The sequence below is a fragment of the Yersinia sp. SCPM-O-B-9106 (C-191) genome (assembly GCF_026183365.1).
In the GTDB taxonomy this organism is placed as follows: domain Bacteria; phylum Pseudomonadota; class Gammaproteobacteria; order Enterobacterales; family Enterobacteriaceae; genus Yersinia; species Yersinia rochesterensis.
The window spans coordinates 2,124,902-2,141,733 of sequence record NZ_CP110791.1 but is presented as its reverse complement, the minus strand read 5'-3'; the positions used below and the strand labels follow the sequence as shown (position 1 = coordinate 2,141,733).

The following is a 16,832-nucleotide window of genomic DNA, read 5'->3' as shown; positions in this document are numbered from 1 at the left end:
ATATTTCTGCATATAATGAATAATAACCCTATGATTAAAGCGTATTACACTTTGCCCGAATAGGGTAGAATCCGGCACTTGTATTATCCTCCTGACGACTGAGTGTACCAACGCCTGCGTTTGAGAACTCTGTTAAGTATTCGACATATGGTTGCAATTTCATGAAATTCAGGCCTGTAACACCGACCCATAACAAAGGGTTGCAGATAGCCAGTTCCCCTTTTACACATAATCAACGTAGCACCCGCAGTATTATGCTGCTGGTTATTTTGGCTTGTATTCCGGGGATTGTCGCCCAGACCTATTTCTTTGGTTATGGCAGCCTGATTCAGATGGCGTTGGCCATGGTGACCGCCGTGCTAGCCGAAGGCGCTGTTTTGCAATTACGTCAACAGCCCATCCTGATGCGGTTGCAGGATAATTCTGCCCTGCTCACCGGCTTGCTATTGGGGATAAGCCTTCCCCCGCTGGCCCCTTGGTGGATGATTGTATTAGGGACGTTATTCGCCATTGTCATTGCCAAGCAGTTGTATGGGGGCTTGGGGCAAAATCCCTTTAACCCCGCCATGGTCGGCTATGTCGTTCTACTGATTTCATTCCCGGTGCAAATGACCAGTTGGCTCCCTCCGCTACCCTTGCAGGGAACCCCGGTTGGTTTCTATGACAGTCTATTAACCATATTCACGGGTTTTACCCAGAACGGCGCGGATATTCATCAATTGCAGATTGGCTATGATGGGGTCAGTCAGGCCACCCCGCTCGACAGCTTTAAAACCGCCCTGCGTTCGCAACCGACCGAGCAAATTCTGCAACATCCTATTTTTGCTGGGGGGCTAGCGGGCGTCGGTTGGCAATGGGTTAACCTCGGTTTCTTGGCGGGTGGGCTGTTACTGCTGTGGCGTAAAGCGATTCACTGGCATATTCCGGTGAGTTTCTTGGTGGCTTTAGCCGCTTGTGCCGCCCTCAGTTGGATGATTGCGCCACAAAGTTTTGCCCCGCCGATGCTGCATTTGTTTTCCGGTGCCACCATGCTAGGGGCTTTCTTTATTGCCACCGATCCCGTCAGCGCATCAACCACGCCCCGTGGGCGACTGATTTTCGGCGCATTAATTGGTATTCTGGTGTGGCTCATTCGTGTTTATGGCGGTTATCCTGATGGCGTAGCATTTGCTGTGCTGCTGGCTAACATCACTGTTCCGCTGATTGACCACTATACCCAGCCACGCGTTTATGGTCATCAGCGTGGGCACAAATAAGGAGCCGTTATGCTAAACACCATGAGGCGTCACGGCATCACTCTGGCACTGTTTGCTGCCGGTGCCACTGGCTTGACGGCAGTAGTTAATGCCCTGACTGAAACCACCATTGCTCATCAGGCGGCGCTACAGCAAAAAGCCTTGCTGGATCAGGTTGTTCCCGCTGAGTATTATGACAATGACATGCAAGCTGAATGTTACGTTGTCACAAATCCTGCATTAGGTAATATGGCCCCTCACCGCCTTTATCTGGCACGCAAAGAGGGTCAGCCGGTCGCCGCCGCCATTGAAACTACCGCACCAGATGGCTATTCCGGTGCTATTCAATTATTGGTTGGGGCAGATTTTCGCGGTAACGTACTAGGCAGCCGAGTAGTCGAACATCACGAAACCCCCGGTCTGGGTGATAAAATTGATATCCGCATTTCTGATTGGATAAGTCATTTCAGTGGTCAACAGGTAGAAAGTGAACAAGATAAGCGCTGGGCGGTGAAAAAAGACGGGGGTGATTTTGATCAGTTTACCGGTGCGACCATTACCCCCAGAGCAGTGGTTCAGGCGGTGAAAAATACCGCGCTATTTTTAGAAACTCTGCCAGCAAAACTTGATAGTTTGCCCGCCTGTGGAGAAAATCAATGAGTGAAGCAAAAGACCTCTTCGCCCAAGGGCTATGGAAAAATAACTCGGCATTAGTGCAACTGCTGGGCCTCTGCCCCCTGCTGGCCGTCTCATCAACGGCAACCAACGCACTGGGCTTAGGGTTGGCCACCACGCTGGTATTAGTGTGCACCAACACAGCAGTATCGGCGTTACGCCGCTGGGTGCCGAATGAAATCCGCATTCCTATTTACGTCATGATTATTGCGTCAGTGGTCAGTACCGTCCAAATGCTGATTAACGCCTATGCCTTTGGCTTATATCAGTCTCTTGGAATATTCATCCCATTGATTGTAACCAACTGCATTGTGATTGGCCGGGCGGAAGCCTATGCCGCTAAAAATCCAGTGGGATTATCTGCACTGGATGGCCTCGCGATGGGGCTGGGAGCAACTTGCGCCTTATTTGTCTTGGGTTCACTACGTGAAATTTTGGGTAACGGCACCTTGTTTGATGGCGCAGATATGCTGCTCGGAAGCTGGGCAAAAGTGTTGCGCATTGACGTCTTGCATCTGGACAGCCCGTTCCTGTTAGCCATGTTGCCACCGGGCGCTTTTATCGGCTTAGGTTTACTGTTAGCCGGTAAATATGTGATTGATGAAAAAATGAAAGCGCGCAAAACCAAAGCCAAAGCATTAGCGGCTGCGCCACAGGCTCGGGATATCGTGGTAGAGAAAGTCTTATGAATAAAGAAAAACGCGTCGCTATTTTGACTCGCCTGCGGGATAACGACCCACACCCCACGACCGAGTTAGTCTATAGCACGCCCTTTGAGTTATTGATTTCGGTACTTTTATCGGCGCAAGCAACTGATGTCAGTGTCAATAAAGCCACTGCCAAGCTCTATCCGGTAGCTAACACTCCACAGGCTATGCTGGATCTGGGTGTTGATGGCCTCAAATCATATATTAAAACTATTGGTCTATTTAATACCAAAGCCGAAAATGTGATTAAAACCTGTCGGATATTGCTGGAAAAACATCAAGGCGAAGTGCCAGAGGATCGCGCTGCACTTGAAGCGTTGCCAGGTGTGGGCCGCAAAACAGCCAATGTGGTGCTGAATACCGCCTTTGGCTGGCCTACCATTGCGGTTGATACTCATATATTCCGCGTATGTAACCGTACCGGTTTTGCCCCCGGCAGTAATGTGGATCAGGTTGAAACCAAGTTACTCAAAGTGGTTCCGGCTGAATTTAAACTGGACTGTCACCACTGGCTTATTCTGCATGGTCGCTACACCTGTGTTGCTCGTAAGCCGCGCTGTGGCTCATGCATTATTGAAGACTTATGCGAGTTTAAAGAGAAAGTCTATCCTGAACATTAATCACCAGGCCCAGCAAAATAGGCTGGACTGGTGATTTAAATAGGCTGCCGGCTACACTGATACTCCATTGCTAGGTTCAGGCTGACCACTCATAAAACTGCCGACCTCCACCTGTTTAGCATCAATATTCTTACTACTGGCATAAGCATCTTTAGCCGCTTGGGTAAATGCCCCTGTCTCTTTGTGATTAGGATGATCTATCGTCTGTTTACGATAATATTTTACTTTACCCAACGTGCCAGAATCCATTGATTGAACCATATATTTAGGCATAGTTAACCTCGAAAGTGTCAGTGAAATAAAATATCATTTAAGTGAGCATCGGCTTAAATGAGTTATTACCATGATAGAACAGCACTCATTGTGTTATAACTGAACGAACTGTTTGATTAATGACTCTAAATAACTCTGTTGTTTTATTAGTGGCTTAGATAGCCCAATTTCATTCAGTGCTGTACCCTGCAATGCCGTTATCTCATTAATAAAAATATGCCATGCGTGGCTAAGTTTTTCAGCTTCAGCAACAACAGCACTTTTCTCTTTATCAATTTTAATGACAGCGTTAATACCAGAAACTAACTTATCTGACTTTTCTAACTGATGATTTAGCTCTGTTAAATGGGTGGAAATTGTATCTATTTGGTTATCCAGTTTTTTCCGTGCTTCAGTTAAATCTATATACTTCAAACCCGCAGAAAACTGCCCCAATACTTTTTTGGTAATCTCTAATGACTGTTTAATCAACTCCAGTTCAGGTTTAGCCAGATCTAATTCACTTAGATTTTCTCCTGTCGGAATAAGATCTTTAAATGCATCAATTAGATTATGCTCACGGATAACATCCATAGCCTCTATTATTTTATCCCTTTTTTTCTCTATCTCTTTTATTTCCAGTTTTTTTATACCGACATCCTCTGTCAGTTGTTTCTGGCGTAATTGTTCAGCTTGCAAGACTTTATCGGTTCCCTCAATAATGACTACATTATGAAGATCAGCCGCCGATTTATCGAGTAACTCCGCTTTTTCGATAAAGAGTTTCCTCAGTTGAGCGATGTCATTACCTAAACTTTTAATCAAATCAAGGCGCTCTTTACGCATTTCAGATTTACTTTCTTCATCAATATCATTACTTCCAAGTGCCTCGTCGATTTCCTCCAGGGTAGTAAAATAGGTTTGTGCCAGCGTATTTTTCAATTTAACCTGTAGGCTTGATAGTGACTCGCGCACATTAACATCCAACCTTTGTGAATATAAACTGACTCGCAACGCTTTTTCCTGTAATACTTCGATGCCTTCCGTTTTCAACTGAGCAAGATGTGATATATTTTTAACCCCTTGGTTCAGAGCTTTAATGTTAACGTCTGGGTAATTCAGGGCACTGTGCGGAAATGTGCTTATTTCAGCCATAGTGATAATCCTCATAATAAATGATTAAACAGGGTAAAATGGATTAGCCATATACTTTTTTATATTCATTTATTGCTTCATCAAATATATGCACCAGCTGGAGGGCCGAGTCTGCGACACTTTTCCATGGTGTAATCACCTGCTGGAATTTATTAACAAAGCTAGTCAGGCGCAATGCATTGTTAATCGTGCTGAACTGCGTCTGAGACTCATTGATTTGATTGAGAACAGATAACCACATAAAATCCAGATGGTTAAGTGCAGACTCGGCATCCACCATCCGAATGCCAATATCACTGAATAACAGAGAAAGTGTCTCTAACGAGCTTTGCAATGTTCTTTGATGGCTAACTTTCGCTTCTAATTCAGAAACTTCATGGATTAATGCATTCTTTTCTTTCCTGGCTTTTTCGGCTTTGGCACCAAAGATCCCACCAGTAATAGCAATACCTATTATGCCCCCGGCGGCCCCGGTAAAAGATAGACCGACAAACTTATCGTAATCTTTTTTTAACTGCTCAATTCTCTGTTTCTTCTCTTTTATTTTTTCGTCTAATTCCTTTATTGACTTTCTCATGTTGTTTTTTTCCATCAGGTCATATTTTGCTTTGACCTGCGGCTCCAATCCATTCACTTTATTTCCCGATGATAGTTCACCGCCAGTCAAGGTTATTCTATAATTCGATACCTTTTTCCTAATATTTTCAGTTGTTTTCTGATGTCTATTGATATCTGTCTTCATGTCATCAAGTATATCTTTTAATGCTGTGGCTATTTCATGATCAGCAGATTCATAAGTGATATTTTCCAACTGTTTATCTGTAATATCACCCAGCAAGGTTTTGACTCGCACTGTTATTGGCATTTGATTTATCACATTGATAATTTCATCACCCGTGCTGACGATATTCTTGGCGGCAACATCCAAGTCCAGACTCTGTTGCAATACGCCTTGTTCAACATCGTTCCAATTTAATGCATGATTATGAATCTCATCAAATAAAACTTTAATATCTGTCGGTTCAAGACCAGGAATATCTATTTTTTTATATCCAAGGTAAGTTTCCACTTCATCCTGCTTGATGGGTAAAGAGAGTCCCTTCCTGACATAAAGCTTAAGGTTAATTAAGTCCTCTTTGGTGAAAATGCCCCCAGAGCGCGCAACACCTGTTTGTTCCCCGGTAATAAAGTCCAGGACAACTTCTGGTAACTCATTAATTTTCACTGTGCTTTCAGCACTCGCCAAGACATTATCAATAGCCAGTTGGGTTTGTGTCATTGTATTATCCTCACCTAAATCATTAGGGGTATAGACGAGTAAAGGCAGGTAAAATTTGCCTTTATATTTCAACAGTAACGTGAACATCACTGTTATTATTATTTGTTTTTTAGAATGACCATCATGAAGATATAAAATGCCATTTCGCACTTATATCCTCATGAATTTTAATCACATGGTGTTTGTAATGAGATGTGATAAACCAGCGAACACAGCAACATGGTTTAAGTATAATAGTAGCTACTTTGGGTTATTTATATTTAGTCTTATATTAAACAAGCTAAGCTGTCTGTTATTCAATAGTAGAGCAGTTAAATAATATTTCCATCATTTAAACCAGATGATTAGACTGTTATAAGATAAATATCAGTCTAATAATCTAACGAAGCGAACAATCAAGACGAAAATATCATTAAAGTGATTAATTTATTTGATTAAATAGGATTTTAATAAAACAATCTTATTTCCTTTCATAAATTGATTAGCAAATTAATAATTTAAATTAAATCTATATTTTAAGCATAATCAATTTTATTATTTATCGACTTAGTTAGGGTCTCATACTGAATAAATGCCCTCATATGCAATGCCATAGCGCCCAGCTAACCAACCAGTGATAGGCCCCCTCTATGCCGCGATTGCAGGTTTCGATTAGACGTCAGTGCCGCGCCCCACTAGACTTGTGACAAAATAGAATCAAGTTGTTAATGATTTAGCTACCAACTTGAAACAATAAAAACACCTGCGGCGTATCATGATGAAATTTAAATCGACCATAAAACCCTACACTGGCGCGGCTGGTGGCTGGGGTTCTCTTGAAGCAACCACGCGCTTTGTGCTCGACAGCAAGCAAGCATTGAAAAATATCCGTAACTTGTTACGCGTCAATCAGGTTAAAGGCTTTGACTGCCCCGGCTGCGCATGGGGAGATGACAATCACAGCACTTTCAGTTTTTGTGAGAATGGGGCTAAAGCAGTCAGTTGGGAAGCCACTCGCAAGGCGGTGGAGCCGGAGTTTTTTGCTGAACATAGCCTTACGACGCTGCGCCAACAAAGTGACTATTTCCTTGAATATCAAGGGCGAATTACTCACCCTATGCGCTATAACCCCGACACTGACCGCTATCAACCGATCAGTTGGGAAAGCGCCCTTGAATTAATTGCTAAGCATATTAATGGGCTGGATAGTCCAAATCAATTGGAGCTGTATACCTCAGGCCGCGCCAGTAATGAAGCTTCCTACCTTTATCAGCTATTTGGCCGCATGTTGGGGACAAATAACTTCCCAGATTGCTCAAATATGTGCCATGAAGCCAGTGGCACTGGGCTGAAACAGAGTATTGGGGTGGGTAAAGGCACCATTCGTATGCAGGATTTTGAGCTAGCTGATGCCATTTTTGTCTTCGGGCAGAATCCGGGCACTAATCACCCAAGAATGTTACACAGTTTGCGCCATGCAAAAGACCGCGGGGCGCGGATTGTCAGCTTCAATACCTTGCGCGAACGCGGGTTGGAACGTTTTGCTGACCCACAAAATCCGATTGAAATGTTGACGCCAAAATCCTCGCCGATCAGTTCTGCCTATTTTCAGCCAAACCTTGGCGGTGATATGGCGGCAGTGCGCGGTATGGTGAAAGCGCTTCTGGAAACCCATCGCCATCAACGGGTACAAGGGTTGCCCGGCTTATTCGATGAAACCTTTATTGTTACGCACACCCAAGGAATTGATGATTATCTGGCGGCGGTTGATAGTACCTCATGGGCGCAGATTACCCAGCAATCGGGCCTAACGGAGGAGCAAATACGCCACGCGGCAGATATTTATCAGCATGCAGATCGGGTGATTTTGACGTGGGCGATGGGTATCACCCAGCATAAACATTCGGTGAGAACCGTCAGAGAGTTAGCCAACCTGCAACTGTTGTTTGGTCAGTTAGGCAAACCCGGTGCCGGTTTATGCCCGGTTCGCGGCCACAGTAATGTGCAAGGCAACCGTACCATGGGGATTGATGAAAAACCCTCTGCCTCGATGTTAGCGCGCTTAGGCCAGCATTTTGGTTTCACCCCACCGCAAGCCGCCGGCCATAATACTGTGGAAGCGCTGGAGGCGATGCTGCGCGGTGAAGTTAAAGTGTTGATTGCCCTGGGGGGTAATTTAGCCGCCGCTGCTCCGGATACCGAGCGCACCGCGCAAGCATTGCGCCGTTGTGACCTAACTGTGCATATCAGCACCAAACTGAATCGCAGCCACCTGATTACCGGTACTGAAGCCCTGATCCTGCCAACATTGGGCCGCACAGAGCGCGATATGCAAGCCAGCGGTTCGCAATTTATTACAGTAGAAGATTCATTTAGCATGGTGCATGCCTCTGAGGGCGTGGGTAAACCGCTGGCGGAGACTCAATACGCTGAAACGGCTATTGTTTGCGGTATCGCTAACGCGGTTTTTGCTCAAAAACCCGCTGAAGGTAAAGCGCTGAATTGGCTGGCATTAGCCGATGATTACAACTTAATTCGCGACCATATTGCCGCCACTACTCCCGGCTTTGATGATTTCAATGCCCGTTGTGAGCAACCGGGTGGCTTCTATCTGGGCAGTGCCGCTGCCGACATGCAATTTGCTACCCCCAGTGGTAAAGCCGAGTTTTGCGCATCCATGTTGCCAGAGAGTTTGTTCCCGCAGATTGCGGGCGTGCCCGTTCCCTTTGTGCTGCAAACCTTGCGCTCGCATGACCAATACAACACCACCATTTATGGCCTCGATGACCGCTATCGCGGGGTGTACGGTCAACGGGAAGTGCTGTTTATTAACCCACAAGATTTGGCCGAGCTGGCCTTGGAAGATGGTGATTTAGTCGAAATTGAAACCCTGTGGAATGACGGAATCACCCGAAAAGTCAGTGGATTCAAACTGGTGAGCTATGATATTCCGCGCGGGAATCTGGCGGCCTATTACCCTGAAACCAACCCGCTGGTGCCCTTGTCCAGCTTTGGTGATGAGACCCACACACCCACCTCAAAATCTGTGCCGGTGACCGTGCGCCGTTGGCAACAGCCGCAAACATTGCGCATTGCTTGAATACGGCCCTGATTCGTCGGGGCCAATTATTGTGGATCACGGCTGACAAAAGGCACCAGACATACCCCTGCCTTTAATAGGGAATTCCTCTACAAAATGATATGCCGCTTGCCCGATGGGGCTGATTCGCGTAAAACTGTCAGCCGGATTAATCCCACTTACTAGACCATTCACTGGACGATATGTTTCAAGATAACCCGCTGCTGGCGCAGCTAAAACAGCAACTTCACACTCAGACTCCACGCGTCGAAGGCGTCGTTAAAGGTACTGAGAAAGGCTTTGGCTTTCTTGAGGTAGACGGGCAGAAAAGTTACTTTATTCCGCCTCCACAGATGAAAAAAGTCATGCATGGCGATCGCATTATTGCGACCCTTCATACCGATAAAGATCGTGAAATTGCTGAGCCGGAAACCCTGGTTGAGCCATTTTTATCGCGCTTTGTTGGCCGCGTGCAACGAAAAGATGACCGCCTGTCTATCGTCCCTGACCATCCTCTGCTGCGCGATGCCATTCAATGTCGTCCGGTGCGCGAACTGACGCACGATTTCCAAACCGGTGATTGGGCCGTAGCCGAAATGCGCCGCCATCCATTAAAAGGTGACCGGGCTTTTAATGCTGATCTGACTGCTTTTATTACTGATGGTGAAGATCATTTCGTGCCTTGGTGGGTGACATTAGCACGCCATAATCTGGAGCGTGAAGCGCCAGCGATGGTGGAATCAGCTCTGCATGATGCCAATCTGCAACGTGAAGATTTGACTGCGCTTAATTTTGTCACTATCGATAGCGCCAGCACCGAAGATATGGATGACGCCTTGCATGTGAAAGACAACGGAGACGGTTCTCTGTTGTTGACCATTGCCATTGCAGACCCTACTGCTTATGTCGATGAGAACAGTGAGTTGGATTTAATTGCCCGCAAACGCGCATTTACCAACTATCTGCCGGGCTTTAATATCCCGATGCTGCCACGCGATTTATCCGACAATCTCTGCTCACTGCGCCCGAATGAACGCCGCCCGGTATTGGTGTGCCGTGTCACTATTGCCGCTGATGGTGCGCTGGGTGATGACATTCAATTCTCAGCCGCTTGGGTAGAATCAAAAGCCAAGCTGGTCTATGACGAAGTGTCTGACTGGTTAGAGGGTCAGGGTGACTGGCAGCCGCAAAATGCTGATATTGCAGAACAAATCACATTACTGAAACGTGTTTGTGAAGCGCGCAGCAATTGGCGTCAGGCCCATGCACTGGTGTTTAAAGACCGGCCGGACTACCGCTTCCTGTTGGGCGAAAAAGGCGAAGTGCTGGATATCATTGTGGAACATCGCCGCATTGCTAACCGCATTGTTGAAGAGTGCATGATTGCCGCCAACGTCTGCGCCGCTATTGCGCTGCGTGATAATCTTGGCTTTGGCATTTATAACGTGCATGCCGGATTTGATCCTGCGCTGGTTGAGCAAGCCGCCAATGTGTTGCAAGCCAATGGGGTGGAAGCCGATCCACAAGCGCTGCTGACTCTACCTGGTTTCTGTGAATTGCGCCGTCATCTTGATGCCTTGCCGACCCAGTTCCTCGACAGCCGTATCCGTCGTTTCCAAACATTCGCTGAAATCAGTACAGTTCCTGGCCCCCACTTCGGTTTGGGGCTTGAAGCTTACGCCACCTGGACCTCGCCAATTCGTAAATACGGCGATATGGTCAATCATCGCCTGCTGAAAGCCATTATTACCGGCCAGCATGCAGAGAAGCCACAGGATGAAATCACGGTGCAATTAGCTGAACGCCGTCGGTTGAATCGCATGGCTGAACGCGATGTCGGGGATTGGTTGTATGCCCGTTACCTGCAACCTATGGCTGGCACAGATACCCGCTTCCCTGCGGAAATCATTGATGTCACCCGCGGTGGTCTACGCGTACGCTTACTGGATAACGGCGCAGTGGCCTTTATTCCGGCACCCTTTATTCACGCGGTACGTGATGAAATGGTATGCAGCCAGGAAACCGGCACCGTGCAGATCAAAGGTGAAACGGTCTACAGCCAGAACGATAAAATTGAAGTGCGCATTGCAGAAGTGCGAATGGAAACACGCAACGTGGTTGCCCGCCCAGTGGTTTGATAGAGTAACCAACGCACATGCAGCTTGAAGTATGACGGATAGAAGCCGTGGTGATGCACAACATCCCACGGCTTTTTTATGTTCATCATCCCCGCCCCCATTACTTTGGCCTCATGATCAGCACAGTCGGGTGGCCGTCACAATATGTAAGAAAATGATACCAATGGTGAGAAAAAAACAATTAGCTCATCACAGTTCTCACTTTCGCTACTTTTCTTTCACATTAAACCTCCTATGTTAACTAGCAGTTTGCATCTTTTGTCATAAACAGGTGCTGATAATTGCTATAGCCTAAATAATTCGAGTTGCAGGAAGGCGGCAAGTGAATGACAAATTGGTTGTAAACCATTTTGAACAGCGCCAGCGCTGGCCCACAGGGTGAGCCTCATTGAGGCTCATAATCCCGATGAGTTGACGCCAGGTCAATGATTCGGGTGATTGAACCTAGCCAACGCACATGCAGCTCGAAATATAACGGGTACCCCTAACATAACAAGGAGTTGTTCCCCATGAAGAACGTCAAGACTGTCTTCATATGGCTGACCGTGGCGTTAATTGGTGCATTTGCTTTTGCCATGCTGGCACTGAGCCGAGGCGAGCATGTCAACGCCATCTGGTTGGTGATTGCATCGGTAGCTTGTTACAGCATCGCTTATCGTTTTTACAGCCTGTTTATCGCCAAGAATATCTTTGAACTGGATGACCGCCGTTTAACCCCCGCTGAGCGGCGTAATGATGGTCTGGATTATGTTCCAACCAATAAATGGGTACTTTTCGGTCACCACTTTGCCGCTATTGCTGGTGCAGGGCCGCTAGTTGGGCCTATTTTAGCCGCACAAATGGGCTTCTTACCCGGCACTATCTGGATTCTGGTGGGGGTGATGATGGCCGGTGCGGTGCAGGACTTCTTGATCCTGTTCATCTCCACCCGCCGCGATGGCCGCTCATTGGGGGAAATGGCAAAACAAGAATTAGGGGCTTTTGCCGGTATTATCACCATGTTAGGTGCATTGGGGGTGATGATCATCATCTTGTCCGCACTGGCCTTAGTGGTGGTAAAAGCTTTGGCAGACAGCCCGTGGGGTCTGTTCACCATTGCGGCCACCATCCCAATCGCGCTGTTTATGGGCGTGTATATGCGCTTTCTGCGCCCGGGTAAAATTGCCGAAGTGTCATTAATTGGTTTTGTGCTAATGATGGCGGCAATTATTTACGGCGGGAATATTGCGGTTCATCCTTATTGGGGGCCATTCTTCACCTTACACGGCACTACCCTAACTTGGGTGCTGGTTATTTATGGTTTTATTGCCTCCGTGCTGCCGGTATGGCTGCTGCTGGCACCGCGAGATTATTTATCGACCTTCCTGAAAATCGGCGTCATTATCGGTTTGGCAGTGGGTATTGTGTTCGCCATGCCAGAAATGAAAATGCCCGCCGTCTCGCGCTTTATTGATGGCAGCGGCCCGGTGTTCTCCGGCAGCTTGTTCCCATTCCTGTTTATCACCATCGCCTGTGGCGCGATTTCGGGCTTCCATGCGCTGGTTGCCAGTGGTACCACGCCGAAACTGATTGAACGCGAAAGCCACATTCGCTTTATCGGATATGGCGCGATGCTGATGGAGTCATTCGTCGCCATTATGGCGCTGATTTGTGCATCGGTTATTGATCCGGGCGTTTATTTTGCGATGAACTCCCCGGCGGCGCTGATTGGCACCACTGTAGAAAGTGCCGCGTTAGCTATCAACAGCTGGGGATTTGTCGTCACTCCTGAAACTCTGGCTATGGTTGCCAAAGATGTCGGCGAGAACTCGATATTGTCTCGTGCTGGCGGCGCGCCGACCTTTGCCGTCGGGATGGCACATATCATTAGCGAAGTCTTTAATAGCCGCAATATGATGGCATTCTGGTATCACTTCGCCATTCTGTTTGAGGCGATGTTTATTCTGACCGCCGTTGATGCCGGTACCCGTGCTTGCCGCTTTATGGTGCAGGATTTGGTGGGGGTGGTGGTGCCGAGTCTGGCGAATAACCGCTCCTGGTTGGGTAACTTATCCGGCACCACCGTGGCCGTGGCTTGCTGGGGCTTCTTTGTTTACCAAGGGGTGGTCGATCCACTGGGCGGCATCAATACCCTGTGGCCATTGTTTGGTATCGGTAACCAAATGCTGGCGTCAATGGCGCTGATTTTAGGGACTGTCGTCCTGTTTAAAATGAAGAAGCAGCGCTATGCTTGGGTAACCATCCTGCCAACAATTTGGCTGTTTATTACCTCAATGACGGCCGGCTGGCAGAAGATTTTCCATGAAAAACCGAGTATTGGTTTCCTCGCTCAGGCGAAAAAATTCTCGGCGGGTGTCGAGCAAGGGGTATTGATTGCCCCGGCCAAGAGCATTAAGGACATGGAAACTATTGTGTTTAACAACCAGATCAACGCCGCCTTGTGCGCCTTCTTTATGCTGGTGGCAGTGACGATGTTAATTTCATCTTTCTTCGTGATTCGGCGCGCGCTGAAATCCAGCAAGCCCACCACGCATGAGACTGAAGTTGTATTCCGTGAGGAGACTGTTCGTGGCTAATGTAGGTATCCCACTGCGCAGGCAGCACCCTAATCTGTTGCATAACCGGCCATTACCCGCTGGACCGCGTCAGATTACACGCTGCATACCGCTGGTTCCCATAGCAACTCGCCCGACCACGTTGTGGGCTTGGGTACGTCTGATTACACGCCGGGTGGCACAAAGTTTTCGCTTGATGGTGGGAGTGCAGGATTATGGCAATTATGTCAATCATATGCGCCGTCATCATCCCGAGACACCGCCCATGACCGAGCGTGACTTCCACCGTTATTGTCTGGAGGCCCGTTTCCCGAGTGAAGCGGGTAAGTTGGGGAAATGCCCTTGCTAGGATAAAAGCCGTTTTATCCCGCCCTAACAAGTGACACCGTAACGCCCTGTGATTTTCTAGCAGGGCGTTTTTTTATGCTTTAGTGTGTGAATGAAACATTAGTCCGTGAATGAAACTCTAGCTCAAGATTGTCGAGCCAAATGCGCCCTGCCAATCATGTTCAAACTGTTCAACTGCGGCTTTAACCGCCGGTGTACTGATAAATTGCTCTGCAACATCCACAGGAATAGTCACTGACTGACATCCCGCCAGTAAGCAATCCAGTACCTGCCGTGGCGTCCGGAAGCTAGCAGCCAACACTTTAGCCCCCGGAGCATGTAAGGTGAGCAACTGCTGTAATTCGCGCACCATGGCGATGCCATCGCCCCCCTGGGCATCTAACCGGTTAACATAAGGGGCAACATATTCAGCCCCGGCTAAAGCCGATAATAGGCCTTGTCCGGCACCGTAAACCGCCGTACCCAATGTCGGGATTGACATCGTTTTCAACTTTTTGATTGCCGCTAACCCTTCTGCGGTGGCGGGCACTTTGATAACCAAACCGGGAACCCGCTGTGACAGTAAAACGGCCTCCGACACCATCAACTCGCTGTCACTGGCCAACACTTGTGCAAAAAGTTTACCTGTTCCCCCCAAAGCATCGCGCAGCGCAGGGAGCACTTCCCAGATAGGTTTGCCCGCTTTAGCCAAAATACTGGGATTGGTGGTGACGCCCTGCAAAGGCAGGACTCGCGCCAGCCGTTTAACTGCGGCCACATCTGCTGTGTCGAGATAAAGCTCCATAACAACCTCCGATTGTGATGATTAAAGCAGCCAAACTGGTTAGCCGCAATCATAGAGCAACCCTTAATCAATAACGTGATCTCGCTCAAACATCTTTCATTCGAAAGTGAATTACACTTCAAACGAAAGTTTATTTTTTGGCTGACCCATTATGAACCTAAGACAGCAAACAATTTTACAGCAAGTGAATGACCGTAAGCGGGTTAGCGTTAGCGAATTATCGCAAACGACCCAGGTATCGGAAGTGACTATTCGGCAAGATCTTAATCTGCTGGAGAAACGGGGTTTTCTCAAGCGCGTACACGGCTCTGCTGTTGCCCTTGAAAGTGATGATATTGATGTTCGTATGATGCGCCATTTTTCTATGAAACAAAAACTGGCCAATCATGCAGCCTCGCTGGTCAATGACGGCGAAACAATATTTATTGAAAGCGGCAGCAGTAACGCCCTATTGGCCCATCAGTTGGCAAAACGGCCGGCCATCACGCTGGTGACAGTCAGCGGCTATATTGCACGGCAATTAAAAAACTCCGCCTGTGAAGTCATTCTATTGGGGGGGATTTATCAGAAGAAAAGTGACAGCATGGTCGGCCCATTAACACAACTGTGTTTGCGTCATGTGAATTTCAGTAAAGCATTTATCGGCATTGATGGCTATCAGATGGACTGCGGGTTCACCGGCCGTGACATGTTACGCGCCGATGTGATTAACAGTGTGCTGGCAAAAGGTGCCGAAAATATCATCCTGGCGGATGCCTCTAAATTTGGTCAGGTACATCAAAATTTGCTGGCCACTGACTCAGTTATCAGCAGAGTGATTACCGATAATCGCCTGCCCGCGTGCTATCAACAGCAGTTGACGGCGCAAGGAATTCAAGTCGACATTTTGGGCGAGTAATGGCTGAGTTATCATTATCAAACCGCCCTAATCGGAGCAATACTCATGGCAGAGATGACGTTTACCCGCGAACAAACACAGCGGATGACCTACAAACTTCAGCGTTACCTGGAGCAAGAACACAATATTGAGTTGGAGGATTTTGACACGGAGTTTTTACTGCAATTTATCAGCCGTGAGTTAGGTGCGCATTTTTACAATCAGGGAATCAATGACGCCATCACGCAAATCGAAGCAAAAATGCTCGATATCAGTGACGCCATATTGTGGTTGGAAAAGCCCGTGCAAGACTAAACACGGGCAGCCGTCAAACGCGGTTTTTATTGCCCATAATAGGCATTTTTCCCGTGTTTGCGCAGGTAATGTTTATCCAACAATTGCGGCTGCATATCCGCCAATTGCGTGTTCAACTGGCGAGAGAAAATGCCCATATAAGCCAATTCTTCTAACACCACCGCATTGTGCACCGCGTTATCAGCACTGCTTCCCCAGGCAAATGGCCCGTGCGAATTCACTAAAACGGCGGGCACATCTTCTGGCTTAATACCGCGTTGTTGGAAAGTTTCGACAATGACATTACCGGTCTCCCACTCATAACGACCAGCAATCTCTTCCGGGGTCATCAAACGGGTACAGGGAATAGTGCCATAGAAATAATCCGCATGAGTGGTGCCCCAGGCGGGTAAATCTAAACCGGCTTGCGCCCAGATGGTGGCATGGCGTGAATGGGTGTGAACAATACCGCCGATTTGTGGGAAATTAAGGTAAAGCGCCCGGTGAGTATCGGTATCCGACGAGGGTTTCTTGCTGCCCTCCACTACTTTGCCACTGTCCAACTCCACGACCACCATATCGTCAACCGTCATGACATCATATTCCACGCCCGAAGGTTTAATCACCAGAAGCCCTCGATTTCGGTCGACGGCACTGACATTTCCCCACGTGAAAGTGACCAGATTATGGCGCGGCAATGCCAAATTAGCGGCGAGTACCTGCTGCTTCAGTTCGTTGAGCATGGTCATATCCTGAATAACTGAATTTGTCTCATTTTCAGCGCCACAGGGGAGAATCGGTATGGGATAAATAGCTATAAACTGCGTGCGGATCGGCTAGAAAGCGCAGTATGAG

15 protein-coding genes are annotated in these 16,832 nt (G+C 47.7%); 10 read left to right on the top strand and 5 right to left on the bottom strand.

Annotated elements, in window-relative coordinates; all coding sequences use genetic code 11:
• Positions 1 to 161: 161 nt before the first annotated feature.
• The 4 genes from rsxD to nth are packed head-to-tail and all read left to right on the top strand — an operon-like array spanning position 162 to position 3,237.
• Complete coding sequence (rsxD, locus tag OP863_RS09845; RefSeq protein ID WP_265526191.1) at positions 162 to 1,256, top strand: electron transport complex subunit RsxD; 1,095 nt, start codon at positions 162 to 164, stop codon at positions 1,254 to 1,256.
• A gap of 9 nt (positions 1,257 to 1,265) precedes the next feature.
• Positions 1,266 to 1,895, top strand: a complete 630-nt coding sequence (gene rsxG / locus OP863_RS09840) for an electron transport complex subunit RsxG (protein ID WP_145589358.1) — start codon at positions 1,266 to 1,268, stop codon at positions 1,893 to 1,895.
• Positions 1,892 to 2,599, top strand: a complete 708-nt coding sequence (locus OP863_RS09835; RefSeq protein ID WP_265526190.1) for an electron transport complex subunit E — start codon at positions 1,892 to 1,894, stop codon at positions 2,597 to 2,599. The genes rsxG and OP863_RS09835 overlap by 4 nt, the downstream gene beginning before the upstream one ends.
• Positions 2,596 to 3,237: an endonuclease III gene (gene nth, locus OP863_RS09830; protein WP_038633016.1), complete on the top strand. Its 642-nt coding sequence runs from the start codon at positions 2,596 to 2,598 to the stop codon at positions 3,235 to 3,237. Before OP863_RS09835 ends, nth begins: the two co-directional genes overlap by 4 nt.
• Positions 3,238 to 3,288: 51 nt before the next feature.
• Here nth and OP863_RS09825 read toward each other — a convergent pair whose 3' ends face one another.
• From OP863_RS09825 to OP863_RS09815, 3 genes are all read right to left on the bottom strand, one after another.
• On the bottom strand, positions 3,289 to 3,486 hold the full coding sequence (locus OP863_RS09825) for a hypothetical protein (RefSeq protein WP_145592070.1): 198 nt from the start codon (positions 3,484 to 3,486) through the stop codon (positions 3,289 to 3,291).
• A gap of 117 nt (positions 3,487 to 3,603) precedes the next feature.
• Positions 3,604 to 4,644 carry an alpha-xenorhabdolysin family binary toxin subunit B gene (locus tag OP863_RS09820; protein WP_265526189.1) on the bottom strand — a complete coding sequence of 347 codons (1,041 nt, stop codon included), beginning with the start codon at positions 4,642 to 4,644 and terminating at the stop codon, positions 3,604 to 3,606.
• Positions 4,645 to 4,687: 43 nt separating this feature from the next.
• Positions 4,688 to 5,923, bottom strand: coding sequence for an alpha-xenorhabdolysin family binary toxin subunit A (locus OP863_RS09815; protein ID WP_038639531.1), 1,236 nt, complete (start codon positions 5,921 to 5,923; stop codon positions 4,688 to 4,690).
• Between the two features lie 757 nt (positions 5,924 to 6,680).
• On the opposite strand from OP863_RS09815, the gene OP863_RS09810 reads away from it, so the two are divergent.
• The 4 genes from OP863_RS09810 (at position 6,681) to OP863_RS09795 (ending at position 14,023) form a co-directional block, all read left to right on the top strand.
• The gene (locus tag OP863_RS09810; protein ID WP_265526255.1) at positions 6,681 to 9,002 is read left to right on the top strand and encodes an FdhF/YdeP family oxidoreductase; all 2,322 of its coding nucleotides are present in this window, start codon (positions 6,681 to 6,683) and stop codon (positions 9,000 to 9,002) included.
• A gap of 182 nt (positions 9,003 to 9,184) precedes the next feature.
• The gene (locus OP863_RS09805; RefSeq protein WP_265526188.1) at positions 9,185 to 11,119 is read left to right on the top strand and encodes an exoribonuclease II; all 1,935 of its coding nucleotides are present in this window, start codon (positions 9,185 to 9,187) and stop codon (positions 11,117 to 11,119) included.
• A gap of 509 nt (positions 11,120 to 11,628) precedes the next feature.
• The gene (locus OP863_RS09800) at positions 11,629 to 13,695 is read left to right on the top strand and encodes a carbon starvation CstA family protein (protein ID WP_265526187.1); all 2,067 of its coding nucleotides are present in this window, start codon (positions 11,629 to 11,631) and stop codon (positions 13,693 to 13,695) included.
• Positions 13,688 to 14,023, top strand: a complete 336-nt coding sequence (locus tag OP863_RS09795) for a YbdD/YjiX family protein (RefSeq protein ID WP_145591345.1) — start codon at positions 13,688 to 13,690, stop codon at positions 14,021 to 14,023. Before OP863_RS09800 ends, OP863_RS09795 begins: the two co-directional genes overlap by 8 nt.
• Before the next feature lie 117 nt (positions 14,024 to 14,140).
• On the opposite strand, the gene fsa is transcribed toward OP863_RS09795, so the two are convergent.
• The gene (gene fsa / locus OP863_RS09790) at positions 14,141 to 14,806 is read right to left on the bottom strand and encodes a fructose-6-phosphate aldolase (protein ID WP_038633033.1); all 666 of its coding nucleotides are present in this window, start codon (positions 14,804 to 14,806) and stop codon (positions 14,141 to 14,143) included.
• A 151-nt stretch (positions 14,807 to 14,957) separates the two neighbouring features.
• Between fsa and OP863_RS09785 the strand changes: the two genes are divergently transcribed.
• Both OP863_RS09785 and OP863_RS09780 read left to right on the top strand, forming a co-directional pair.
• Positions 14,958 to 15,704, top strand: a complete 747-nt coding sequence (locus tag OP863_RS09785) for a DNA-binding transcriptional regulator YciT (RefSeq protein WP_145589362.1) — start codon at positions 14,958 to 14,960, stop codon at positions 15,702 to 15,704.
• Between the two features lie 45 nt (positions 15,705 to 15,749).
• Complete coding sequence (locus OP863_RS09780) at positions 15,750 to 15,998, top strand: DUF2164 domain-containing protein (protein ID WP_038633039.1); 249 nt, start codon at positions 15,750 to 15,752, stop codon at positions 15,996 to 15,998.
• A 26-nt stretch (positions 15,999 to 16,024) separates the two neighbouring features.
• Here the strand turns inward: OP863_RS09780 and araD are convergent, their stop codons facing one another.
• The gene (araD, locus tag OP863_RS09775; protein WP_265526185.1) at positions 16,025 to 16,720 is read right to left on the bottom strand and encodes an L-ribulose-5-phosphate 4-epimerase; all 696 of its coding nucleotides are present in this window, start codon (positions 16,718 to 16,720) and stop codon (positions 16,025 to 16,027) included.
• Positions 16,721 to 16,832 lie beyond the last annotated feature (112 nt).